Consider the following 23500-nt stretch of genomic DNA (forward strand, 5'->3'; position numbering starts at 1 on the left):
CGACGTACGACCGTCAGGCCTCCCCGACGAACCCGGCCCATGCCTTACGGGACAGACGGATGACGGGTCCGGCCGTGACCTTGGAGTCCCGGATGTGTACGACTCCGGTACTGGCCGCGACCTCAACGCAGTCGCCGCCCTCGGTTCCGCTGTAGCTGCTCTTGAACCAGGCGAGGTCGGACGCGACGGCCGAGGACTCAGCGGTGTTCATAGCTCTCCCAGCAACCTCTCGATGAACTCAAGGGACTCTCGCGGAGTGAGAGCCTGTGATCGGATGATCCCATAGCGGGCGGCGGCGAGCGCCGTCTGCTCCGGGTCGGTCTGAAGGGTGCTGGTCGACTGTGCCTCGGCGTACACGAACTTCTTGCCGTCCTTCCGCGTGACGACTGTGAACGGCCCGTTCACGCCCGCGTTGTCCTCGCAGTCGGTCGGCATCACCTGGATTTCTACGTTGCGCTTCTGGCCGACCAGTAACAGGTGCTCCAACTGGCCTCGCAGCACGTCTTTGCCGCCGTACCGGTGCCGTAGCACCGACTCGTCCATGACGAAGCTCAGCAGCGGCGAAGGCCGGCGGTCGAAGATGGCTTGCCGGGCCAGCCGAGCGGCCACGCGCTGCTCGATGGTCTCGTGGTCCAGGACCGGGCGCCGCATGGCGAGCAACGCTCGCATGTACTCCTCGGTCTGAAGCAAGCCTTTGACCACGAGGGCGTCATACGCGAGCAGTTCGATGGCCTCCTTCTCCAGCGTCGCCATCCCCTGGAAGAACACCGGATACTGAGCCCGCTCCACCTGCTCCTTCCACACCGTCAGCAACCCACCCGCGTCCAGAACCTCGTCGGCACGCTCGATGGTCCTGGGTGACGGGATCCGCCGTCCCTGCTCGTACGACGCGATCGTGGACGCCGAGTATCCGATCCGCCGCCCGAACTCCTCCCGCTCCAGCCCCGCCCGTACCCGCAGCGTCTTCATCGTCTGTCCGAACGCGACTACCACGGCCTGGCCGGACGTGTCCGCCGTCGCCTGTCCCGCGTCGTCCGCCACCACGGTGTCGGCCCCCTCGCGTGCAACCTCGGTCATCGCTACCGCCTCCCTGGCCCAACGCCACCCCGGCGGCCTCGTCACGCCGCGCGTCTCGTACCCGTACCGCCACAACGCGTACATCCGGCCGCGTCGGTGCGTCACCAGTGGTCACGCTACGCGACCGAGGGCACCGTTGGCGGCATGACGAGCCAACTCCCCAGCCCCATCAGCGCCTCCCAACCCACCTGTCCCAGCGACGACTTGAACCGCCCCTTCGGGATGCGTTTCACCTCCACCCCACGGGGCGCCCGCCTCGCCCGCCGACTGGCCGCACACCGGTTGGACGCCTGGGGAATCCCGTACGGCACCGACCCGCACGAGGAGATCGTGCTGGTCGTCGGAGAGCTGACCGCCAACGCGGTACGGCACGGCCACGTCCCCAGCCGGGACTTCCATCTGTTCGTGCACGCGAACGAACCCGCCCGCACGGTCAGGATCGAGGTCACCGACACCCGTACCGAATGCACACCACCCGAACCGGACGCGCTGCCCGCCCCGATCCGCAGGACATCAGTGGCCGAGGGCTGCTGCTGGTCGCGGGTCTCGCCACCCGCTGGGGCTGGCACCTCCGGCCGGGAGGCCCGGGCAAGACGGTCTGGGCGGAGTGCGTGTTCGTGCCGCTTGATGAAGCCGAAAGTCTCAGAAAAGTCCCAGAGCGCTCCTGCGACCCGCCTCCTCTACCACGGTGATTTCGACTGGGGCGGAGTCCGCAGCGCCACGCCACTGGCGCGAAGCGTCCCCTGGCGGCTGTGGCGGCACACGGCGCCGGAATACCAGGCGGCGGTGATCACACTGGCCGACGTACCGGGACGCCGACCTTCCAGGCGACCCCGAAGGGTGACTGTGCCGTCTCATTGAGCGAGTTACCCCTCTCCGCAGGGTGACGAGAGATGTCCGCTGGGCGACCGGCTCTGTGAGGGCGCGCACAGGGCTCACGTCACACGGGGCCGGGGTTAGTAGACGCTCGACGGCCGCTTGCCCCCGTGGTCTCCAGCCGTCCGGGCGGCCACGCGGCCGGTCTGCGAAGCGGCGTAGTAGGTCACACACTTGTCGCGGCGCCGGAGCGTTCCGCAGTGTGTTCGGCGTACCGGGGAGCCGAGCGCCGGGACCGGACGGGAAGAGCCCGTCCGTGATCCAGACACCGGCCCTGATGACGCGAAGACGCGTCCCACGCGGACACCGCGTCGCCGACCCCCCGTCGGCCTCCCCATCACGTTCCCGAATGGAGAGGTACACCCGTGCACGCCATCCTGCGCCGCCCCAGCATTCGTAAGTCCGCCGTGGCCTCCCTCGCCGCCGCGGGTGCCGCCGCCGTCAGCCTCACCCTCGTCCCGAGCCCGGCGCACGCCGCCGAGCCGGCCAAGGCGTCCACCGCGCAGACGCAGGCCCAGACCGACAAGATCAAGGCCATCGTCAAGGCGGGCGAGAAGAAGCACGGCGACGACCTCGACGGCTGGATCCGCACCGCCTTGGACGTCATGGACGTCAAGAACATCCCGGGCACCTACGAGGGCCTGCACCGCAACATCATGCGCGAGTCGTCCGGCAACCCGCACGCGCAGAACAACTGGGACGTCAACGCCCAGAACGGCATCCCCTCGAAGGGCCTGCTCCAGACGATCCAGCCCACCTTCGACGCCTACCACGTCAAGGGCACGAAGGACTCCATCACCGACCCGGTCGCCAACATCGTCGCCGCCTGCAACTACGCGGCCGACAAGTACGGCTCCATGGACGACGTCGACTCCGCCTACTGACCGGCGGACCCACCGACCGCCTGAGCCCCGGGGACGACCGGTCCCGTGCGGAGGCCGGCGGGGCCCAGGCAGCACGGCGGGGCCGGAAGGACGACACGTCCCTCCGGCCCCGCCCGCGTCGCACCCCGTTGCGTCCCAGAAAAGTCCCAGAGGTGCCACCGCGCCCCTACGGCCGTACGGCGTTGATTTTTGACGGCTTCCAGATGTCGCGGAAGAGACCAGCGAGCGCGGTGACCTGCCCAAGAGCCTGCTCACCGCGCACCGCGCCGTCCACCTCGCCCTCACTGGCCGGCCAGCCCTGCTGCTGTCTCGCTCCAATCTCCTGAGTCAGCTTTTGCGGGACACGCTCCAGGGCCTCACGGTCCTGAGTGCCCCCGTCGAGGCCGCCACTGTTCCCGGCTGGGATCTGCGCCACTTCGGCTACGGCGTACCGCGTACCGCGTACCGCGTACCGCGTACGCAGGATGGCTGGTTCGACTGGACAGCACTCACCGGCCAGACCGGGACGCTCGGCACATACGACGCGACCATGCCCCATCTTGTCGTCGACGAAGGCCAGGACCTGTCGCCCGGCTTCTACAGGCTGGTCCGTATCGCCGCTGTCTCCGTCACGGTCTTCGCCGACGAGTGTCAGCGCCTCACGGAGACGAACTCCACCCTCAACGAGATCACCGCCGATCTCGGCCGCTTCACGGGACGCGTCGAGATCGCGCGGAACCACCGCAACAGCCGCGAGATCACCTCCCTCGCCGAACACTTCCGCACAGACGGCACCCGACCCGAAATCCCCTTTCGCAGCGGGACGCTGCCCGTGGTCCGCCATTATTCCGACACCAAGGACCTGGCCGACAACATCGCCGGTCTGGCGGCCCGGCATCCGCGGGACCGTATCGGTGTCATCGTCAGTACCATGCGCCTGGCTGCCGACTTGATGCGGCTCCTGGAACGCGCCGACCTCGCCCACGAACCCCAGTTCTACAGCTCGGAGGCATCGTCCGGCCGCTATCGCGATGGCCATCGCGCTGAAGCGACGGGTGGTTGGCCTCCAGGCCGTCGAGCACGCACAGAGCAACGATGGCAATCCGTTCGAGGCCTTCACCCGTGAACTCAGGCGCGATCAGCAGCGGTCGGCACTGGAACTGACGCCCGAGCGGCTTGCGGGCGCCCGTCTTCACGACCGGCGAAGTGGATCGCCTCATGAGCGCGGCGCACCGGATTCACCAGCTGGGCCGTGGCGTCACAGTCAACAGCCGTACGACAGACGTGGCGATTGAGATTGCCCGCGACGAGGACGGCTCGGATGTCGTGTTCCCCGCGTTGCCAGCGTAGACGTATCGGTGCGTTCGGCAATGCGCGCAGGGTACTGAAGGAGTCGTCGTGGTCGAAGGCCGCCTCGATCCACAGCGCGCAGGACGGTGGTCGTCCAGGGCAGGCCGACCAGGACTCACTGGGACTCAGGAGCGGCAGGCGGAGGTGAGCGTACCTGGTGACGACCGGGTTGGGGTCGGAAACTGGCGCGAGAATTAGCTGAATTCATGGTGCACTCCGCACCGGGAACTAGGTTGCGCACAGGAACCCGCGGCTTGCGCGGATGAGTTGATGCAAGATGGCATGGTGCCAAGTCTCCGCAGCGACCCTCGTACCTCCGTTGCTGTCCGCGGCAGCGGTTGGGTAGGCAACTCACCACAGGCCGAGCAGTTACTGACCCATCTGGCGCCCGGTGAGCGGGTCGAGTCGCTCTTCACCACTCTCCGGTTCCACGGCGCGCTGACCGGTCAGCGTCTCCTCCTGTGGCGGGGCACCTTCAAGGTGGAATCTATGGAACTGCGCCGTCCCCTCACCGTCCTGGGGAGTGGGAGTCAGTCGCGGTTCGGCGAGGCGGTCCTGCTCAAAGGTCCAGAGGGGGTGATTGAGCTCAAGCCCCTTTCGCCGGTGGTGGCCCGTGCTTTGATCGACGCCGGTCGGCCTGGCGATGACGACGGCCCGGGCACTCCTACGTACCTCGCGCAGGGCGACAGCGACGCCTCCGGGATTCCCCGAGCACACCCGGGGAATCCCGGCCGGGCATCCACACCTCCGCATGAGAAGGATTGCACCGGCTCACAGGAGAGGGTGTTCCGCGCGAGAACCATCCGCACATGGCAGGACGCCGAGCTCGCCGCCGTCGACCACATGCGCAGTATCGGCTTCGTCGAGGCACAGGTGACAGGTTGCGGCGCGGACGGAGGTATCGACGTGATCGCCCACGATGCCATTGCGCAGGTAAAGCACTACGGTCAGCCGATCGGTGTCGGCCCCATCCGAGAACTGCGGGGGGTGGCGGACGCGCACCATCACCTGTTGTTCTACGCGTCTGGCGGCTATACGGCCAGTGCCCTGAAGTTCGCGGACGAGAGGGGGGTCGCGCTGTTCTCCCTCCTGGAGCTCGGCCACATCACTCCAGTGAACGCGGCAGCATCTCGGCTGTCTGCTCGCCAGGACCGGACCGCCGGGTGGAGCCGGACGACGCCCAGCTGGAGTCAAGTGGCTTCCGGGCGCGGGCAGTCCCCGAACTCGCGCGCGATCCAGCGCGCCGCTGATCTGGAGGCCCAGCGCCAGACCGTGCGCCGCCTGATCACTAGCGTCCGTGCGCAGACGAGTGTGGTCCACGCGCTGCCGTCCAACCGGTATACAAAGGACTGCATCAAGACACTGAACCCAGCGCACAAACTGACGGAGCGGGCGGAAGTCCTCCTGGCCAAGTCGCAGGCGGACTTCCAGACCCACGGCGGCCGGAAGCGACTCATCGCCATGGCCGACGAGAAGGCCCGCGAAGCTGCCCTGAAGCTGGGGATGCGTGTCTGAGGGCACGGCAGGCAGGAGATTCTGTCGTTCTCATGGTCCATCAAGGGCTCGGCCGGGAGACCGTTCCTGACCCGGAGCTCGAGTCCCACCCGGGCATGGAGGCTCTGCTGCTGCGGCAGATCTGGCGCCACCGGCGACGAGTGGACGGTTGATCCGACGTCCGAGACCGAACTCGCAGAGGTTCGACGCATCCAGGGTGGGTACCCTGATCACCTCTTCGATTTCTGGAGCCTGGTGGCAGGGACGCGTTTCCTCCCCATCTCGATGATCAGGCCGGCGGCCTTGAACGTGAGGTTGAGGGCGACGCTGTCGGGGACCTGCTGGTCGGGGCCGAGGTGTCCGGTGATGTAGTCGCCCATCTGAACATCCGGGTCCAGCCGCCTGAGGACCATGTAGGCGATGGACTCGGCCTCGACCTCGTTGCGGGCTTGGGCCGTGGCGCGTTCCTCGTCCGAGCGGGGCCGCAACCGACGGTCGGGCCAGGTCTCCCCAGGACCTGCGCCGAGGTGTCCGCAGAACAGGTGCCCGAGCTCGTGGGCCAGCGTGGCGTACCGATCCAGCAGGGGCAGATTCCGGTTGACCTCGATCTCGAACAGCGTCGGGTACGTCTCCGGTCGATCCCCGGGCCTGCTGCCAGGACGCCCGACGAAACCGCCGGACCTGCTCGGGTACGTGCGCCCGCAGGAGGAGGCCGCGTGGTCGACCAAGGTCAGTCGGATTCCCAGGGGCGCCAGGTTCGACTCCGTGTGGTGCCAGACCTCCGCGACTTCTTTCTCACCGGCCCGCGATGACACCGACACAGGGGCGGTGACCTCCTTGGGCAGCGCCTGGGCTCCCGGCAGGGCTTCTGTGTCCCCGACGTCGTACACGAGCATGTAGGGCCCCCGGGGCTGGAAGATCAACAGCGGTTGGGCACCGGGTCTGAGTACTCGCCGGTACTTCGACCTCCACTCCGAGGAGGACAGGACGTAACGCGCGCCCGGCCTCTGGATGTGGACCACCATCGCATTGAACGGGGCGTACCGTTTGAAGCGTCCGACGAACTCGAGCATCTGCACGTAGTCGGCGGACGAGCGATAGCGCTGGGCACCTCGGACGAGATCGTCGATCGAAGCCTTGGCCAGGTCCGCCTGAGAGACCTCGACCTCCTCGTCCCAAGGAAGATCCAGCCCGTACTGCGCGATCACCGGTTCCTCGTGCTCCAGCGGAATTTCACGCAGCCGCTTCCAGGCCGCGAGCTGTTCTTCGGCCCAGCCGGGTTCGACCATGTGCGCGAAGGACAGCAGCCCGGTGACATGAGCGTCCAGCTCGGCCAGATCTCCGAACTTCTGATGATGGCAATGCTGCACGACACCGAACGACGCGGCCCCTCGCACATGCATGGTGATGCGGCGCTTGTACGCGCGCGTCAGGCGAGGAGTGGGGCCGTCGACGACGATGCCCAGTACGCTCCGGCGAGCACCGGGGCGAGCCACATAGGTCTTCTTCGCGTTGAGTCTCATGCCGAGCGGTTCCAGGGCCCTCTTCACCTCAGCGACGAGACGGTCCACGCGGTCGTGGGGCACGGAACCACGGCTGGAGAAGTACATGTCGTCGCTGTAGCGGGTGTAGCGCAACCCCAAGGACTCGGCCCAGTGCGAGACGACCTCGTCGACATCGCGCATGACGATGTTCGACAGATACCCACTGGTGGGAGCGCCCTGCGGCAGGAAGCCCTCACGGGTGTGCTTGTGGACCAGGGTGGGTCGGCGGACGGAGAAGCGCTGCCCGGTGGTCTCCAGGTACACCTCGCGGTGTCCGGTGCCACGGTTTGTCCAGGTCTGGTTCGACGCAGGCGGTGACACGGTGACCAGCCGGGCCGTGGTGTACGCACCGAGGGTGCGGCCGACACGGCGCAGGCCGATCTCCGGGCAGCCGTCGTCGTCCTCCACGAGTTCGATCCGGTACTCAGGTCCCGCCGTGCGGGGCCACGCGTCCTTCAGGGCCGCGTGGACATGCCGCTCCCGGATGCTCCCGAAGAAGTCGGCGATGTCCAGGCGGATCACGGTGTGGGCCCGCAGATGGACTGCCGCGCAGTCCACGACCGAGCGGCCCCGTCGATACGCGAACGCTCCCGGGTGCGGCTGGAACCTGGCTGGAAGAGTGCCCAGACGGGCCAGAATCTGCTGCTGCATCCACGACAACCGGGGGATGGGGGCGTGCAAAGTCCGAAGTCCGCCACGAGGTTTGGGTATCCGGTGCTCGGTGTACGGGTAGATCGAGCCGCTGACCACCGCCTGGAGGAACTCCGCGGGGCTGAGGTCCGCGAAGTAGTCTGCTGTCGTCATCGAGCCGCCCCGTCCCCCATCGGTGAGACGCAGCCGACGAGCCTCACCTTGAGCTGTTCCACCGCCCCTGCACGGGCGGCCGCTGTATCCCTCCGCCACCCTGTGACAAGCACAGGGCTCGGCCCCTAGCATCCGGTGTGATCACCACCCAGACGTCAGGACCGGAGGGCCCATCGCAAGGGATGGGTTCCTGAGACCCGTCGACTGCGTTGAAGAAGATCGTAGCTGCCCGAAGTATCGAGCCCACCGGTTCAGGTCACCTGACGGCGCACCGAACCTGCCGGTCCTACTGCAGCGTTGGGCAGGAGGAAGGTCGTCAGTGGTCGTGGGCTCGGAGGGCTTCGTAGATACGCGTTGCCGGTCTTATCGTCCGAGCAGCAAACCCCACCAGGCGTGGTCACACACTGTTCAAGACGCGCCGACAACTCGGCCCGGACGGACCTGCCGCCGGGTGGGTGGGGGACGCATTCCCACCGGTCGGAGAGAGCGGCGACGAGCAACAGGCCACGTCCGCCCGTGCGGTCGGCGTGACACGACCGACATCGTACGTTCCGCGGCCACTTCGGCGACAACTCTCCGTAAAGGCTGACGAATACTCAGGCTTCTCTGACGTGTCGTCAACCATTCGAGATCATCCTGCACGTGCGTTTGCTGAAAAGCAACAGTGATCAGTGGAGGACTGTGAAGTGCGTATCCGCAGGTCAGCTGGCATGTTGAGGTGTCGTGACCCTTGCTCCCAAGGGGCACGACACCCCGCCGGTCAGATGTCCCGAAAAATCTCGATCTGCGCCCCGATCGAGTTCAGCCGCTCCGCCAGGTCCTCGTACCCCCGGTTGATGACGTACACGTTGCGCAGCACCGACGTGCCCTCCGCCGCCATCATCGCCAGCAGGACGACCACGGCGGGGCGCAGGGCCGGCGGGCACATCATCTCGGCGGCGCGCCAGCGGGTGGGGCCCTCGACCAGGACGCGGTGGGGGTCGAGGAGCTGGAGGCGGCCGCCGAGGCGGTTCAGGTCGGTGAGGTAGATGGCGCGGTTGTCGTAGACCCAGTCGTGGATGAGGGTCTGGCCCTGCGCCGAGGCCGCGATGGCCGCGAAGAAGGGGACGTTGTCGATGTTCAGGCCCGGGAAGGGCATGGGGTGGATCTTGTCGATGGGCGCCTCCAGCTTCGACGGCCGGACGGTGAGGTCCACCAGGCGCGTGCGGCCGTTGTCGGCGAAGTACTCCGGGGTGCGGTCGTGGTCGAGGCCCATCTCCTCCAGGACCGCCAGCTCGATCTCCAGGAACTCGATGGGGACCCGGCGGACCGTCAGCTCGGACTCCGTGACCACGGCGGCGGCCAGCAGGCTCATCGCCTCGACCGGGTCCTCGGAGGGGGAGTAGTCCACGTCGGCGTCGATGACCGGCATGCCGTGGACGGTGAGGGTGGTGGTGCCGATGCCTTCGACGCGGACGCCGAGGGCCTCCAGGAAGAAGCAGAGGTCCTGGACCATGTAGTTGGAGGAGGCGTTGCGGATGACGGTGACGCCGTCGTGGCGGGCGGCGGCGAGGAGCGCGTTCTCGGTGACCGTGTCGCCGCGTTCGGTCAGGACGATCGGGCGGTCCGGGCGCACCTGCCGGTCGACCACCGCGTGGTAGTGGCCCTCGGTCGCGGCGACGTCCAGGCCGAAGCGGCGCAGCGCGATCATGTGCGGCTCGATGGTGCGGGTGCCGAGGTCGCAGCCGCCGGCGTAGGGCAGCCGGAAGCGGTCCATGCGGTGCAGCAGCGGGCCGAGGAACATGATGATGGAGCGGGTGCGGACGGCGGCCTCGGCGTCGATGGCCTCCATGTCCAGCTCGGCCGGCGGCACGATCTCCAGGTCCGTGCCGTCGTTGATCCAGCGGGTGCGCACGCCGATGGAGTTCAGCACCTCCAGAAGGCGGTAGACCTCCTCGATGCGCGCGACGCGGCGCAGCACCGTGCGCCCCTTGTTGAGCAGCGAGGCGCACAGCAGCGCCACACAGGCGTTCTTGCTGGTCTTGACGTCGATGGCGCCGGAGAGGCGCCGGCCGCCGACCACACGCAGGTGCATCGGGCCTGAGTAGCCCAGCGAAACGATTTCGCTGTCCAGCGCTTCGCCGATACGGGCGATCATCTCAAGGCTGATGTTCTGGTTGCCGCGCTCGATGCGGTTGACGGCGCTCTGACTGGTGTTGAGCGCCTCCGCAAGCTGCGACTGGGTCCAGCCCCGGTGCTGCCGGGCGTCACGGATGAGCTTGCCGATGCGTACGAGGTAGTCGTCTGCCATGAGGTTGAGGCTATCTCAGATATGAGATCGCGCCTTCTGGGGGGTCCGTTCGGGTGACGGGCCCTCAACGACCGCCCCTGCGGCGCCCGCTGGTCGTCGTGCGGCGCCATCCGAAAGGTCCGGGCAAATCCATCGATGTCGTACGACGGCCGGTGCTGCTGCGTGTGTGACGCGGGCCGTTCCCGCCGCCGGTCGTGATGGACCACGAGCGTTTGTTGATGTTCAGCCGTACTCCGGGGAGGATCCGGAAGCTCTTGTGGAACGTGAGGGGCATCGCGCCTCCTTCCGAGTCGAGCCGGGCGCACGGTCCCGGCGCAAGTCGGATACCCGCGTTCGGCGTACTGATGGCCGCACGGGTCACCCGGGATGGGGCGCACGCCACACCGCGCCCGGGCATGACCAGTCCGCCCCTATGTACTAGAGTTATCTCGACATCGAGATATCTGCCGAGGCGTACCGCAGCCACCACCCTGGTAAGGGTTACCTAACTTAGCCTTACCTTAGCGGATTGGCCAGGGCGGCGTGGCGGCAGGATGCGGTGGTACGCGCACATAAATGAAGGAGACTGTCGTGTCGGCGAACAGCTTCGACGCCCGCAGCACGCTGCAGGTGGGCGACGAGTCGTACGAGATCTTCCGGCTGGACAAGGTCGAGGGCTCCGCGCGCCTTCCCTACAGCCTGAAGGTCCTGCTGGAGAACCTGCTCCGTACCGAGGACGGCGCGAACATCACCGCCGACCACATCCGCGCCCTCGGCGGCTGGGACTCGCAGGCCCAGCCGTCGCAGGAGATCCAGTTCACGCCCGCCCGCGTGATCATGCAGGACTTCACCGGCGTGCCCTGCGTCGTCGACCTCGCCACCATGCGCGAGGCCGTCAAGGAGCTGGGCGGCGACCCGAACAAGATCAATCCGCTTTCCCCGGCCGAGATGGTCATCGACCACTCCGTCATCGCCGACAAGTTCGGCACCAACGACGCCTTCCAGCAGAACGTCGACCTGGAGTACGGCCGCAACAAGGAGCGCTACCAGTTCCTGCGCTGGGGCCAGACCGCCTTCGACGACTTCAAGGTCGTGCCGCCCGGCACCGGCATCGTCCACCAGGTGAACATCGAGCACCTGGCCCGCGTCGTCATGACCCGTGACGGCAAGGCCTACCCCGACACCCTGGTCGGCACCGACTCGCACACCACTATGGTCAACGGCCTCGGCGTCCTCGGCTGGGGCGTCGGCGGCATCGAGGCCGAGGCCGCGATGCTCGGCCAGCCGGTCTCCATGCTCATCCCGCGCGTCGTCGGCTTCAAGCTCACCGGTGAGCTGACCCCCGGCACCACCGCCACCGACCTCGTCCTCACGATCACCGAGATGCTGCGCAAGCACGGCGTCGTCGGCAAGTTCGTCGAGTTCTACGGCGAGGGTGTGGCCGCAACCAGCCTCGCCAACCGCGCCACCATCGGCAACATGTCGCCGGAGTTCGGCTCCACCGCCGCGATCTTCCCGATCGACGACGAGACGCTGAACTACATGCGCCTGACCGGCCGCAGCGACCAGCAGGTCGCCCTGGTCGAGGCGTACGCCAAGCAGCAGGGCCTCTGGCTGGACCCGAAGGCCGAGCCGGACTTCTCCGAGAAGCTGGAGCTGGACCTCTCCACGGTCGTCCCCTCCATCGCCGGCCCGAAGCGCCCGCAGGACCGCATCGTCCTCGCCAACGCCGCCGAGCAGTTCAAGCAGGACGTGCGCAACTACGTCGACAGCGTGGACGAGGCGGGCCAGGAGTCCTTCCCGGCCTCCGACGCCCCCGCCGTCTCCAACGGCGTGCCGTCCAACCCGGTCCCGGTCACCGCCCCCGACGGCACGACCTACGAGCTGGACCACGGTGCGGTGACGGTCGCGGCCATCACCTCCTGCACCAACACCTCCAACCCGTACGTCATGGTCGCCGCCGCCCTGGTGGCCAAGAAGGCGGTCGAGAAGGGCCTGACCCGCAAGCCGTGGGTCAAGACCACCCTCGCCCCGGGTTCCAAGGTCGTCACCGACTACTTCGAGAAGGCGGGCCTGACCCCGTACCTCGACAAGGTCGGCTTCAACCTCGTCGGCTACGGCTGCACCACCTGCATCGGCAACTCCGGCCCGCTGCCGGACGAGGTCTCCAAGGCCGTCAACGACCACGACCTCGCCGTCACCTCGGTCCTCTCCGGCAACCGGAACTTCGAGGGCCGCATCAACCCCGACGTCAAGATGAACTACCTGGCGTCCCCGCCGCTGGTGGTCGCCTACGCCCTCGCGGGCTCCATGAAGGTGGACATCACCAAGGAGGCCCTGGGCGCCGACCAGGACGGCAACCCGGTCTTCCTGAAGGACATCTGGCCCACCGAGGCCGAGGTGAACGAGGTCGTCGCCAGCGCCATCGGCGAGGACATGTTCTCCAAGTCCTACAGCGACGTCTTCGCGGGCGACGCCCAGTGGCAGGCGCTCTCCATCCCGACCGGCGACACCTTCGAGTGGGACACCGAGTCCACCTACGTGCGCAAGCCCCCGTACTTCGAGGGCATGGGCATGGAGCCGGCCCCGGTCGAGGACATCTCCGGCGCCCGCGTGCTCGCCAAGCTGGGCGACTCGGTGACGACGGACCACATCTCGCCCGCCGGCGCCATCAAGGCCGACACCCCGGCCGGCAAGTACCTGACGGAGCACGGCGTCGAGCGCCGCGACTTCAACAGCTACGGCTCGCGCCGCGGCAACCACGAGATCATGATCCGCGGTACGTTCGCCAACATCCGCCTGCGCAACCAGATCGCGCCGGGCACCGAGGGCGGCTACACCCGCGACTTCACCCAGGACGGCGGTCCGGTGTCGTTCATCTACGACGCCTCCCGCAACTACATCGAGCAGGGCATCCCGCTCGTCGTCCTGGCCGGCAAGGAGTACGGCTCCGGCTCGTCCCGCGACTGGGCGGCCAAGGGCACCGCGCTCCTCGGCGTCAAGGCCGTCATCGCCGAGTCCTACGAGCGCATCCACCGCTCGAACCTCATCGGCATGGGCGTCCTGCCGCTCCAGTTCCCGGAGGGCCAGTCCGCGGCCTCCCTCGGCCTGACCGGCGAGGAGACCTTCTCCGTCTCCGGCGTCACCGAGCTGAACGAGGGCACCACCCCGCGCACGGTGAAGGTCACCACCGACACCGGTGTCGAGTTCGACGCGGTCGTCCGCATCGACACCCCCGGTGAGGCCGACTACTACCGCAACGGCGGCATCCTGCAGTACGTGCTGCGCAGCCTGATCCGCAAGTAGGCGAAGGCGCACAGCGGTCGATGGCCGCACCCCCGGCGACGGGGGTGCGGCCATCGCCGTGTCACGTGCCGGCTCAGGCGACCGCCGCGCCGGTGCCGCGGGCCGCCGCGATGTAGTCGGCGCGGCCGGAGCCGTCGTAGAGCGTGATGTCCACGTACGCGCCGTCCGGGATGTCGAGGTCCTTCACCGTCAGGTCCACGGTGTCCGAGGTGCCCGGCGCGGAGAAGGTGCCCAGGTCGTGGTACGAACCGCCGGACGAGTAGCCGACGGCCACGTAGAAGGTGTCGCCGTCGTTCTTCGTGTCGTAGACCCAGAGCTTCTCGTCGTTCGGGTGGAACTCGACCTTGCCGACGAACCAGCCGGCGTCGTCCAGTTCCATCTTGACGGCCAGCCCGCCCGCGTCGTGCGCGAAGTGGGTGCCGTCGAACGGGTCGGTGAGCGTGCCGCCGCTGCACGGGCAGCCGTCGGTGTCGCGGTAGTACATGGAGACGCCGGGATCGGGGTCGTAGGCCTGGGCCGGCGCGGCCGTGGCGAACAGTGCTCCCGCGGCCAGCAGTGCGCCCGTGACCAGTCCCGTGAACCGTCTGCCGATGTTCGTCCGCATGAGTCCCCCTCCGACGACACGCGATACGCGACGCGCCGACCCGGCGGCCGCCGGTGGCGCCCGCTCATTCTGATGGATCCGTCACGCGTGGGGAACGGTGCGGCACATGGGAGTGGCGGGTTCAGGCCACCGCCCGAACCCGCCACCCCCCACAGGTGGGCCCGCCTAAGCCAGCAGCTCCACCTCCGCCAGCGTGTGCTCACCGTCGAGGACGAGGCGGTACTTCTGGTACGTCCCCGGCGACTTCACCGAGAACGCCCGGGTCTGCCGGTCCCAGGCGAAGGACTCGCCCGAGCGCTCGTCCAGCGTCCGCCAGGTCGTGCCGTCGGCCGAACCCTGGAGCTTCCAGCCGGCGGGGGCCTGCGCGCCGTCCGCCGGTGACGTCAGCGTGTACTGGACCGCCTCGGCGCCCTTCCCGGACACCGGCAGGTCCACCGAGGTCACGGCCGCCTCGGTGGCCGACGTGTTGTCGAACAGGGCGCCGTCGCCCTCGATCGCGTCCGCGCGCGGGGTGGGCACCTCGTCGTCCTCGGTGATCGACACCGGCGCCGCGTTCTCGCCGGTGGCCCAGGAGGACGGCCGCGGGCCCATGTCGAACTCCAGGACGCCGCCCCCGGCGATCAGGTCGTGGGGGAGCGCGGTGGAGTTCCAGCGCTTGCCGTTGACCTTCAGGCCCTGCACGTAGACGTTCTTCGCGCTGTTCTTCGGTGCCTTGACGACCAGCTTGCGCCCGTTCTCCAGGTGCACGGTCGCCTTCTCGAACAGCGGGGAGCCGATGGCGTACTCGCCGCTGCCCATCACCAGCGGGTAGAAGCCGAGGGCGGAGAAGAGGAACCAGGCCGACTGCTCGCCGTTGTCCTCGTCGCCGTGGTAGCCCTGGCCGATGTCGCTGCCGGTGTACAGGCGGGAGAGCACCTCGCGGACGTTCTTCTGCGTCTTGTACGGCTGCCCGGCCGCGTCGTACATGTACAGGGCGTGGTGGGCGACCTGGTTGGAGTGCCCGTACATGCCCATGCGGACGTCGCGCGCCTCGGTCATCTCGTGGATGACACCGCCGTAGGAGCCCTTGAACTCCGGGGAGGCCGTCTCCGGGGTGGAGAGGTACTCGTCGAGCTTGTCACCGAGGCCCTTGCGGCCGCCGTACAGGTTGGCGAGTCCGCGGCTGTCCTGCGGGGCGGTGAAGGCGTAGCCCCAGCCGTTGGTCTCCGTGTAGTCGTACCCCCACACGCGGGGGTCGTACTTCTCGGAGTCGACGCGCCAGTTGCCCGCGAGGTCCTTGCCCTGGAAGAAGCCGGCCTTCGCGTCGAACATGTTGACGTAGTCCTGGGCGCGGTTCAGGAAGTACGCCGACTCCTCCTGGTACCGCTTCTCGCCGGTCTCCGCGTAGAGCTTCTCGCCCATCTTCGCGATGCCGTAGTCATTGAGGTAGCCCTCCAGCGCCCACGACATGCCCTCGTGCGTCGCCGTGCTCGTGTAGCCGAGGAACGGCGAGGTCTCCATGCCCTTGCGGCCCACGCCCGAGGACGGGGGCACGGTGGTGGCGTTCTTGACGGCCGCGTCGTACGCCGCCTTCACGTCGAAGTCGTCGACGCCCTTGACGTACGCGTCGGCGAACGCGACGTCCGAGGAGGTGCCGGTCATCAGGTCCGCGTAGCCCGGGGAGGACCAGCGGGAGGTCCAGCCGCCGTCCTTGTAGTGCTGCACGAAGCCGTCGACCAGCTCGCCGGCCTTGGTCGGGGTCAGGAAGGAGTACGCGGGCCAGGTGGTCCGGTAGGTGTCCCAGAAGCCGTTGTTGACGTACACCTTGCCGTCCACGACCTTGGCCCCGGTCTCCGTCGGGGTGTTCTCCTTGACCGCCTTCGAGAAGGGGGAGGCGTACTTGTACTTCCCGTCGACCTTCTCGTGGCCCGCGTTCGGGTACAGGTAGAGCCGGTACAGGCTGGAGTACAGGGTCGTCAGCTGGTCCCGCGTGGCGCCCTCCACCTCGACCTTGCCGAGGATCCGGTCCCACTGCTCGCGGGCGTCGCGCTTGACCTTGTCGAAGGAGGCGCGCTCCGGGATCTCCTGGCGCAGGTTGTCCTTCGCCTGGTCGACGCTGATCAGGGAGGTCGCGATGCGCAGCGTCACGGTGCGGTCCCGGCCCGCGTCGAAGCGCAGGTGGCCCTTGACGCCGTTGGAGTCGCCGCCGGTCACCTTGCTGTCGAACTCGCCGTGGACGAAGAGGCGGGTGGCGCCCGCGGAGCCGCCGGACTTGACGTCCGAGTAGCCGGAGAAGGTGCCGTTCTCCTTGTCCAGGGTCAGGCCGGCGTTGTTCTCGACGTTGTCGAAGATGACGCTCGCGTCGTCACCGGGGTAGGTGAAGCGCATCATCGCCGCGTGGTCGGTCGGCGCCATCTCGGCCTTCAGGCCGTTCTCGAACCGCACCCCGTAGTAGTACGGCCGGGCGGTCTCGTTCTCGTGCCGGAAGGCCAGCTCGCGCTCCTCGCGGCCGGTGTCCGGGGTGCCGGAGGCGGCGGACGGCATCACCTGGAAGGTCTGCCGGTCGCCCATCCACGGGCTCGGCTCGTGGCTCGCGGCGAACGCCTGCAGGGTGGTCAGGTTGTCGTCGTTGTTGCCGCGCGCGTACTCGTAGATCCAGCTGAGCGAACCGGCGTTGGTCACCGGGGTCCAGAAGTTGAAGCCGTGCGGCACGGCGGTCGCGGGGAAGTTGTTGCCGCGCGAGAAGCTGCCGCTGGAGTTGGTGCCGCGGGTGGTGACCGCGTAGTCGGACAGGTGGGCCTCGGGCCGCTCGGGCTTCGCCCGCTCGATCTCGATGTCGTCCAGCCAGCCGCGGAACTTCGCCGGGCCCTTGGGGGAGTCGTACGCCACCAGGATCCGGTCGACGGTCTTGCCGGCCGCGACCGACCCGATCCCCGACTTCACGCTGTTCCACTGGTTGACGTACAGCACCTCGGCGTCGCCCTGACCGCGCGGCGTCAGCGGGAACCCGTGCTGGTCGGTGGCCTTGAGGTCGCTCAGGTAGGTGCCGTCGGTGAAGGCCAGGTCGACGGAGACGTTCGTGGCGTCGTAGTCGAGGTCGCGGTCCGCCATCGACGGGAAGATCTTGTACGACAGCTCCGTGCGCCGGTCGACCTTCACATTGACGTCGAAGACCTTGTTGTACGAGTAGGCCCGGCCGTCCGCGGTGTGCCGGCCCGCGTAGCGCAGCGCGTGCGTGCCGGTGAAGCCGGCGCCGGCCTTCGCGGTGGGCGAGCCCGTCGGGCCCTCGTCGACGAAGGAGAGCATGTCCTCGGGGACGGGCGTCTCGGTGTCGCCGGTGGAGAACTGGACGTCGCCGAGCTGGAGCGCGTCGCCCGCCCCGTTGTTCTTGGTGAACTCCAGCCGGAAGTGCTGGAACTCGGCGGCCTCGGCGAGGTCGTACGTCTTCGTCCGGAACGGCTCGTCGAAGGTCTCCCCGGAGCGGGTGTCCAGCGTCCGCCAGGTCTCGCCGTCCGCCGAGCCCTTCAACGTCCAGTCCCGGGGGTCGCGTTCGGGGTGGTCGTTCGCGGAGGTGAGCGCGTACTTGACGATCTTCGTCGGCGCGTCCAGGTCGAATTCGACCCAGCCGGTCGGCGCGAAGGTCAGCCACTTGGTCGTCGGCTCGTTGTCGGCGAGGTTCTCCTTCACCTCGCCGCCGCCCGCGTTCTCGCCGCTGGCCCGCACCCCGGTGACGTGTTCGGTGACGTTGCCGGGTATGCCGGTGCTGTAGCCGCCGTCGACGCCCGAGGACCGCTTCTTCCCGTCCTTGCCCGTGTCGACGGTGTCGAGCCAGTCCGGAGCCGGGTCGTCCGCCTCGAACGAGGACGCGAACTCCCGGTCGGTCTTCGCGGGCGCGGCGGGCAGCGCGACCGCCGCCCCCTGTGAACCCGCCGCCACGGCGAAGGCGGTCGTCAACACGACCGCCGGGCCCCATCTGTGCCGAACTCTGTACTGCATGCCCTGGCCACCCTCCCTGCGCTGGGGACAACGTTGTCAACTCAACTGCGCAAGGACCAGTAGGGGTCAAGTGGCAAGTGATGTCAAGGGTGTTGGATGTGGCGTTCGGGGCTTATGCCGGGGATTCTTCCGGCAAGCGGTACACAGGCCGCTCATATTTCCGGGAGGTCTCAACTCGGAAAAGACGTACTGCCAACCTTGCATTCGATCTTGCTCAGCTGGCGGGAAGTGGACTATACCTGTCGGCCATCGGGGGTTCAGGGGGGAACCGCGAAAAGGGACCGCCCAAGCGCCCGAACAGCAGTGTCCGCACAGCAGTGTCCCGACAGCGTCATCCAGCATTACCCGCACTTCCTGCACGACCCAGCGTGACCCGATCGCGGTGCCGGGGAGGATCCGGTTCACCGCCTGAGTCCTGGAGAAGGCGAGGACTTGAGCATGGGATCCACTTCCGCCGAGAACGACGGCAAGGGCGTCGGCCGCCGCGATCTGATCAAGCGGTCCGCCGCGCTCGGCCTGATCTCCGTACCGACCATGAGCTTCCTGTCCGCCTGCGCGAGCGGCGGCGGGGACGACCAGGAGAAGGCCGAGGCGGGCAAGAAGACCGCCGAGAACCCGCTCGCGGTCAACGAGAGCGCCGGGATGGAGTTCGTCCTCTTCGACGGGGGCTTCGGCAAGGAGTACGCCGAGGACGCCGTGAAGCTGTACGAGAAGGCATTCCCGAAGGCGAAGGTGAAGTTCTCCGCCACCCAGAAGATCCAGTCCACCCTGCAGCCGCGCTTCAACGGCGGCAACCCGCCGGACCTGGTCGACAACTCCGGTGCCGAGCAGATGGACATGGGCGTCCTGGTCGGCAAGAAGCAGCTCGCCGACCTCACCCCGCTGCTGGACGCCCCCTCCTACGACGACCCGAACAAGAAGGTCCGCGACACGCTGCGGCCGGGCATCGTGGAGATGGGCCAGTTCGACGGCGACCCGGTCTGGATCCTGTACTACGCCTACACGGTCTACGGGAACTGGTACTCGCAGAAGGCGCTGGACTCGCTCGACGCGGAGTACCCCAAGACCTGGGACGAGATGCTCGCGGTCTGCGAGAAGGCCAAGAAGAAGGGCATGGCCGGCTGGACGTACGCCGGCAAGTACCCGTACTACATCCCCTTCTCGATGTCCCCGATGATCGCCAAGGTCGGTGGCGCGGACGTGCTGAAGGCCATCGACAACCTGGAGCCGAACGCCTGGAAGCACCCGGCCGTCAAGACGGTCTTCGAGGCCTGGTACGAGCTCTACAAGAAGGGCTACATCCTCAAGGGCACCCCGGGCCTGGACCACATCCAGTCGCAGACCGCCTGGGCCAAGGGCGACGCCCTCTTCCTCCCCAACGGCTCCTGGGTGGAGAACGAATCGGCCAAGGTCATCCCCGCGGACTTCGGGCTCACCGTCTCCGCCCCGCCCGGCATCGACGACAACGACAAGATGCCCTTCGGCACCATCTGGGCCTCCGGCGGCGAGCCCTTCATCGTCCCGGCCAAGGCGGCCAACGGCGCCGGCGGCATGGAGCAGCTGCGCATCATGCTCAGCGAGGCCTCCTCGAAGAACTTCACCAGCAAGGTGAAGTCGCTGAGCGCCTACAACGGCGGAACCGACGGCATCGAACTCACCCCGGGCCTCAAGGCCGGCGTCGCGGCGCTGGAGCTGGCCGGCGACAACGTGGTGAACCCGCGCATGCAGGACTGGTACGTGCAGCTCCAGAAGGAGAAGATCGGCGTCTCCTGTCTGGGCGAGATGATGGCCGGCCGCCTCACTCCGGCCGAGACCATCAAGAAGATCCAGGGCTACGCCGACGAGGCCGCCAAGGACTCGTCGATCAAGCACTACAAGCACCAGTGAGGAAGCGCCACCAGGGCCTGTCCCGCGCAGTCGCGCCGGACGGGCCCTGGCGGCACCCGCGCGCAGATCGGGGTCGTTGGTAATGCAGCACGGCAAGTACCGGTTCATCGTGGGGTTCCTGGCGGTGCCCCTGGGGCTGTACGCGCTCTTCGTCATCTGGCCGTTCGTCCAGTCCATCTACTACTCGTTCACGGACTGGACGGGCCTGAGTCCCGAGTTCTCGATGGTCGGCTTCGACAACTACTCGCGGATGCTCGACGACGACATCTTCTGGAAGTCGCTGTGGCACAGCGTGCTGTTCGCCCTGCTGGTGCCGCTGGTCACCCTGGGCCTGGCGCTCTTCTTCTCCTTCATGATCAACGTGGGCGGGCGGAAGCGGAAGGGCGGCCCGGTGATCACGGGCGTCCGCGGCTCGGGCTTCTACAAGATCGTCTACTTCTTCCCGCAGGTGCTGTCCATCGCCATCGTCGCCCTGCTGTTCCAGTTCGCGTACAACCCGGACAGCGGCGCGATCAACTCCCTGCTGCGCGGCGTCGGTCTGGACTCCCTCCAGCCGCTGTGGCTCGGGGACCCGGACATCGCGCTGTGGTGCGTGATGGCGGTGCTGGTCTGGTCGACGGTCGGCTTCTTCGTGGTCCTCTTCTCCGCCGGCATGGCCTCCATCCCGGCCGAGCTGTACGAGGCCGCGCTGCTGGACGGCGCGAGCCGCTTCACCACCTTCTTCAAGGTCACCCTGCCGCTGCTGTGGGACACCGTGCAGTCCGGCTGGGTCTACATGGGCATCCTCGCCCTGGGCGCCGAGTCCTTCGCGGTCGTGCAGATCATGACGACCGGACCCGGCGGACCCGACTACTCGACCACCGTGATGGTCCTGTACGTGTACCAGAAGGCGTTCCGGGACGGTCAGGCCGCCTACGCCACCACCATCGGCGTCGCCCTGCTCGTGGTCACGCTGGCCTTCGCGGCCCTCGTGATGAAGCTGGGACGGCGCGAGCGGCTGGAGTACTGATTCACATGAAGACGACCGAGACCCCCGCCCCCGTGCCGGCCGAGTCCGGCACGCCCGTCCACAAGGCCGAGGCGTCCCCCGGCGGACTCGAGAAGGGGAAGAAGGAGGGCACCGCCCTCAACGTCTTCTCCCACGGCGTCCTCGTCATCTGGGCGATCATGGTCAGCCTGCCGCTGGTCTGGGCGGTGATGACGTCCTTCAAGGACGACGCCTCCATCTTCCGCTCACCCTGGTCGCTGCCCGACAAACTGAATTTCGACAACTGGTCGCGGGCGTGGTCCCAGGCCCACATGAGCGACTACTTCCTCAATACCGTCCTGGTGGTGGGCGGTTCGCTCGTCGGCACCCTCGTGCTGGGTTCCATGGCGGCCTATGTGCTGGCCCGGTTCGACTTTCCCGGCAACCGCTTCATCTATTACTTGTTCATCGGCGGCATGAGTTTCCCGATCATGCTCGCACTGGTCCCGTTGTTCTACGTGGTGGACAACATGGGCCTGCTGAACACCATCCACGGCCTGATCCTGGTCTACATCGCCTATTCGCTCCCCTTCACGGTGTTCTTCCTGACCGCCTTCTTCAGGACACTGCCGAGTTCGGTGGCGGAAGCGGCGTTCGTGGACGGCGCCTCGCACACCCGGACGTTCTTCCAGGTCATGCTGCCGATGGCCAAGCCGGGCCTGATCAGTGTGGGAATCTTCAACTTCCTGGGGCAGTGGAACCAGTACATGCTGCCGACCGTGCTGAACACCGACCCGGACAAGCACGTCCTCACCCAGGGCCTGGTGCAGCTGGCGGTCAGCCAGGGGTACAAGGGCGACTGGTCGGGCCTGTTCGCGGGCCTGGTGATGGCGATGCTGCCGGTGCTGGCCGCGTACATCGTCTTCCAGCGCCAGGTGGTCCAGGGGCTCACGGCGGGCGCCCTGAAGTAGCGCCCCGCCCGCCCGCGCATGCCGCTCCCGTACCCACGGGGGCGGCATGCGCGCATGTGTGCGGTTGTGTGCGCCGGGCACCCGGATGCGGTTCAACCTCTTGACGGGAGGCGACCCGAACGGCTCAGCTTAGAGTTCACTAGTTGGACATGGAAGGGGCCTCATCGAAGCGGCCCCTCGCGCAGGAGGTCGTCGTGGAGACTCCCGGGTCGCAGTCGTCGCTGCACCGAGCCAACCTGGAACGGGTCGTACGAGCGGTACGGCTCGCCGGGTCGCTCACGCAGGCGGAGATCGCGAGGACGACGGGCCTGTCCGCGGCGACCGTCTCGAACATCGTCCGGGAACTGAAGGACGGTGGAACGGTCGAGGTCACGCCCACCTCGGCCGGCGGCAGACGGGCCCGCAGCGTCTCCCTGAGCGGGGACGCCGGCATCGTCATCGGCGTGGACTTCGGGCACACGCACCTGCGCGTCGCGGTGGGGAACCTCGCGCACCAGGTGCTCGCCGAGGAGTCCGAGCCGCTGGACGTCGACGCCTCCGCCGCGCAGGGCTTCGACCGGGCGGAGCAGCTGGTCAGCCGGCTGATCGAGGCGACCGGCGTCGACCGTTCCAAGATCGCTGGAGTGGGCCTCGGCGTGCCCGGCCCGATCGACGTCGAGTCCGGGACGCTGGGCTCGACCGCCATCCTGCCCGGCTGGGGCGGCACCAAGCCCGCGGAGGAGCTGCGGGGGCGGCTCGGCGTGCCGGTGCACGTGGACAACGACGCCAACCTCGGCGCCCTGGGCGAGCTGGTCTGGGGCAGCGGCCGGGGCGTGCGGGACCTGGCGTACATCAAGGTCGCCAGCGGCGTCGGAGCCGGCCTGGTGATCAGCGGCAAGATCTACCGCGGCCCCGGCGGCACGGCCGGCGAGATCGGGCACATCACTCTCGACGAGGCGGGCCCGGTCTGCCGCTGCGGGAACCGGGGCTGCCTGGAGACCTTCGCCTCCGCCCGCTACGTGCTTCCGCTGCTCCAGCCGAGCCACGGCACCGACCTCACGATGGAGGGCGTCGTACGGCTCGCGCGGGACGGCGATCCGGGCTGCCGCCGGGTCATCGCCGACGTCGGCCGCCACATCGGCAGCGGGGTCGCCAACCTCTGCAACCTGCTCAACCCGAGCCGGGTCGTCCTCGGCGGCGACCTCGCGGAGGCCGGTGAGCTGGTGCTCGGCCCGATCCGGGAGTCCGTCGGCCGCTACGCGATCCCCAGCGCGGCACGTCAACTCTCCGTGTTCTCCGGGGCACTCGGGGGCCGCGCGGAGGTGCTCGGGGCGCTCGCCCTCGCGCTCAGCGAGATGGGCGATTCGACCCTCTTGGACGGAAGTGCGACCGGTGCTCTGCCGGTGGCCACCCCTGCCTTCACTTAGAGCACGGATGGCACCGTTGTCATCTCGTTAAGGATTTACTTCTTGACGTCGCACGTGTGGCCGAGTTGACTTCCAGCCACCTCGGCCGCAACGACGCGGCCTCGTCA

At 67.9% G+C, this 23500-nt stretch carries 16 protein-coding genes and 2 pseudogenes; 11 read left to right on the forward strand and 7 right to left on the reverse strand.

The window, feature by feature from the left end; all coding sequences use genetic code 11:
• Nucleotides 1-13: 13 nt before the first annotated feature.
• Nucleotides 14-211, reverse strand: a complete 198-nt coding sequence (locus ACLIN4_RS27005) for a DUF397 domain-containing protein (RefSeq protein ID WP_411576316.1) — start codon at nt 209-211, stop codon at nt 14-16.
• Nucleotides 208-1077 (reverse strand): helix-turn-helix domain-containing protein, encoded by an 870-nt coding sequence (locus ACLIN4_RS27010; protein ID WP_411576317.1) that lies wholly within the window; start codon nt 1075-1077, stop codon nt 208-210. The genes ACLIN4_RS27005 and ACLIN4_RS27010 overlap by 4 nt, the downstream gene beginning before the upstream one ends.
• A 144-nt stretch (nt 1078-1221) precedes the next feature.
• Between ACLIN4_RS27010 and ACLIN4_RS27015 the strand changes: the two are divergent.
• The 6 genes and pseudogenes from ACLIN4_RS27015 (at nt 1222) to ACLIN4_RS27040 (ending at nt 5681) form a co-directional block, all read left to right on the forward strand.
• Nucleotides 1222-1769, forward strand: a pseudogene (locus ACLIN4_RS27015) (ATP-binding protein).
• Entirely contained in the window at nt 1705-1938 is a 234-nt protein-coding gene (locus ACLIN4_RS27020) for a DUF2399 domain-containing protein (RefSeq protein WP_411576318.1), read from the forward strand. Before ACLIN4_RS27015 ends, ACLIN4_RS27020 begins: the two are co-directional and overlap by 65 nt.
• Before the next feature lie 380 nt (nt 1939-2318).
• Nucleotides 2319-2837: a transglycosylase SLT domain-containing protein gene (locus ACLIN4_RS27025; RefSeq protein WP_411576319.1), complete on the forward strand. Its 519-nt coding sequence runs from the start codon at nt 2319-2321 to the stop codon at nt 2835-2837.
• 334 nt (nt 2838-3171) lie between these two features.
• Complete coding sequence (locus tag ACLIN4_RS27030) at nt 3172-3942, forward strand: hypothetical protein (protein ID WP_411576320.1); 771 nt, start codon at nt 3172-3174, stop codon at nt 3940-3942.
• A pseudogene (locus ACLIN4_RS27035) lies at nt 3845-4166 on the forward strand (hypothetical protein); the annotation flags it as partial. The gene ACLIN4_RS27030 and the pseudogene ACLIN4_RS27035, both read left to right, overlap by 98 nt.
• A gap of 270 nt (nt 4167-4436) precedes the next feature.
• Nucleotides 4437-5681, forward strand: a complete 1245-nt coding sequence (locus tag ACLIN4_RS27040; protein ID WP_411576321.1) for a restriction endonuclease — start codon at nt 4437-4439, stop codon at nt 5679-5681.
• Between the two features lie 209 nt (nt 5682-5890).
• Here ACLIN4_RS27040 and ACLIN4_RS27045 read toward each other — a convergent pair whose 3' ends face one another.
• The 3 genes from ACLIN4_RS27045 to ACLIN4_RS27055 all read right to left on the reverse strand — a co-directional run bounded on the left by ACLIN4_RS27045 (nt 5891) and on the right by ACLIN4_RS27055 (nt 10572).
• The gene (locus ACLIN4_RS27045; RefSeq protein WP_411576322.1) at nt 5891-8008 is read right to left on the reverse strand and encodes an RNA-directed DNA polymerase; all 2118 of its coding nucleotides are present in this window, start codon (nt 8006-8008) and stop codon (nt 5891-5893) included.
• A 760-nt stretch (nt 8009-8768) separates the two neighbouring features.
• A complete protein-coding gene (locus tag ACLIN4_RS27050) occupies nt 8769-10298 on the reverse strand; it encodes a helix-turn-helix domain-containing protein (protein ID WP_100049720.1) in 1530 nt (509 codons plus the stop codon).
• A gap of 64 nt (nt 10299-10362) precedes the next feature.
• The gene (locus ACLIN4_RS27055) at nt 10363-10572 is read right to left on the reverse strand and encodes a DUF4236 domain-containing protein (RefSeq protein WP_107475880.1); all 210 of its coding nucleotides are present in this window, start codon (nt 10570-10572) and stop codon (nt 10363-10365) included.
• Nucleotides 10573-10868: 296 nt separating this feature from the next.
• On the opposite strand from ACLIN4_RS27055, the gene acnA reads away from it, so the two are divergent.
• Nucleotides 10869-13583, forward strand: a complete 2715-nt coding sequence (gene acnA / locus ACLIN4_RS27060; RefSeq protein ID WP_411576323.1) for an aconitate hydratase AcnA — start codon at nt 10869-10871, stop codon at nt 13581-13583.
• 73 nt (nt 13584-13656) lie between these two features.
• On the opposite strand, the gene ACLIN4_RS27065 is transcribed toward acnA, so the two are convergent.
• Nucleotides 13657-14187, reverse strand: a complete 531-nt coding sequence (locus tag ACLIN4_RS27065) for a hypothetical protein (protein ID WP_107475878.1) — start codon at nt 14185-14187, stop codon at nt 13657-13659.
• A gap of 165 nt (nt 14188-14352) precedes the next feature.
• Nucleotides 14353-18162, reverse strand: a complete 3810-nt coding sequence (locus ACLIN4_RS27070; protein WP_289908870.1) for a GH92 family glycosyl hydrolase — start codon at nt 18160-18162, stop codon at nt 14353-14355.
• Nucleotides 18163-18600: 438 nt separating this feature from the next.
• On the opposite strand from ACLIN4_RS27070, the gene ngcE reads away from it, so the two are divergent.
• From ngcE to ACLIN4_RS27090, 4 genes are all read left to right on the forward strand, one after another.
• On the forward strand, nt 18601-20049 hold the full coding sequence (gene ngcE, locus ACLIN4_RS27075; protein ID WP_100047682.1) for an N-acetylglucosamine/diacetylchitobiose ABC transporter substrate-binding protein: 1449 nt from the start codon (nt 18601-18603) through the stop codon (nt 20047-20049).
• A gap of 82 nt (nt 20050-20131) precedes the next feature.
• Nucleotides 20132-21058, forward strand: coding sequence for a carbohydrate ABC transporter permease (locus ACLIN4_RS27080; RefSeq protein WP_100047681.1), 927 nt, complete (start codon nt 20132-20134; stop codon nt 21056-21058).
• A gap of 5 nt (nt 21059-21063) precedes the next feature.
• A complete protein-coding gene (locus tag ACLIN4_RS27085; protein WP_289908871.1) occupies nt 21064-21987 on the forward strand; it encodes a carbohydrate ABC transporter permease in 924 nt (307 codons plus the stop codon).
• A 194-nt stretch (nt 21988-22181) separates the two neighbouring features.
• Entirely contained in the window at nt 22182-23393 is a 1212-nt protein-coding gene (locus ACLIN4_RS27090; RefSeq protein WP_100047679.1) for an ROK family transcriptional regulator, read from the forward strand.
• Nucleotides 23394-23500 lie beyond the last annotated feature (107 nt).

Source organism: Streptomyces mutabilis (assembly GCF_046628145.1).
GTDB lineage: Bacteria > Actinomycetota > Actinomycetes > Streptomycetales > Streptomycetaceae > Streptomyces > Streptomyces mutabilis.

Excerpts from the sequence above, each read along its gene's own strand:
- ACLIN4_RS27045 (WP_411576322.1), bottom strand. The coding sequence starts at position 8,008 with ATGACGACAGCAGACTACTTCGCGGACCTCAGCCCCGCGGAGTTCCTC.
- ACLIN4_RS27070 (WP_289908870.1), bottom strand. The coding sequence starts at position 18,162 with ATGCAGTACAGAGTTCGGCACAGATGGGGCCCGGCGGTCGTGTTGACG.
- ACLIN4_RS27010 (WP_411576317.1), bottom strand. The coding sequence starts at position 1,077 with ATGACCGAGGTTGCACGCGAGGGGGCCGACACCGTGGTGGCGGACGAC.
- ACLIN4_RS27055 (WP_107475880.1), bottom strand. The coding sequence starts at position 10,572 with ATGCCCCTCACGTTCCACAAGAGCTTCCGGATCCTCCCCGGAGTACGG.
- ACLIN4_RS27040 (WP_411576321.1), top strand. The coding sequence starts at position 4,437 with ATGCAAGATGGCATGGTGCCAAGTCTCCGCAGCGACCCTCGTACCTCC.
- ACLIN4_RS27085 (WP_289908871.1), top strand. The coding sequence starts at position 21,064 with ATGAAGACGACCGAGACCCCCGCCCCCGTGCCGGCCGAGTCCGGCACG.
- ACLIN4_RS27080 (WP_100047681.1), top strand. The coding sequence starts at position 20,132 with ATGCAGCACGGCAAGTACCGGTTCATCGTGGGGTTCCTGGCGGTGCCC.
- ACLIN4_RS27050 (WP_100049720.1), bottom strand. The coding sequence starts at position 10,298 with ATGGCAGACGACTACCTCGTACGCATCGGCAAGCTCATCCGTGACGCC.
- ACLIN4_RS27005 (WP_411576316.1), bottom strand. The coding sequence starts at position 211 with ATGAACACCGCTGAGTCCTCGGCCGTCGCGTCCGACCTCGCCTGGTTC.
- ACLIN4_RS27020 (WP_411576318.1), top strand. The coding sequence starts at position 1,705 with ATGAAGCCGAAAGTCTCAGAAAAGTCCCAGAGCGCTCCTGCGACCCGC.
- ACLIN4_RS27065 (WP_107475878.1), bottom strand. The coding sequence starts at position 14,187 with ATGCGGACGAACATCGGCAGACGGTTCACGGGACTGGTCACGGGCGCA.
- ngcE (WP_100047682.1), top strand. The coding sequence starts at position 18,601 with ATGGGATCCACTTCCGCCGAGAACGACGGCAAGGGCGTCGGCCGCCGC.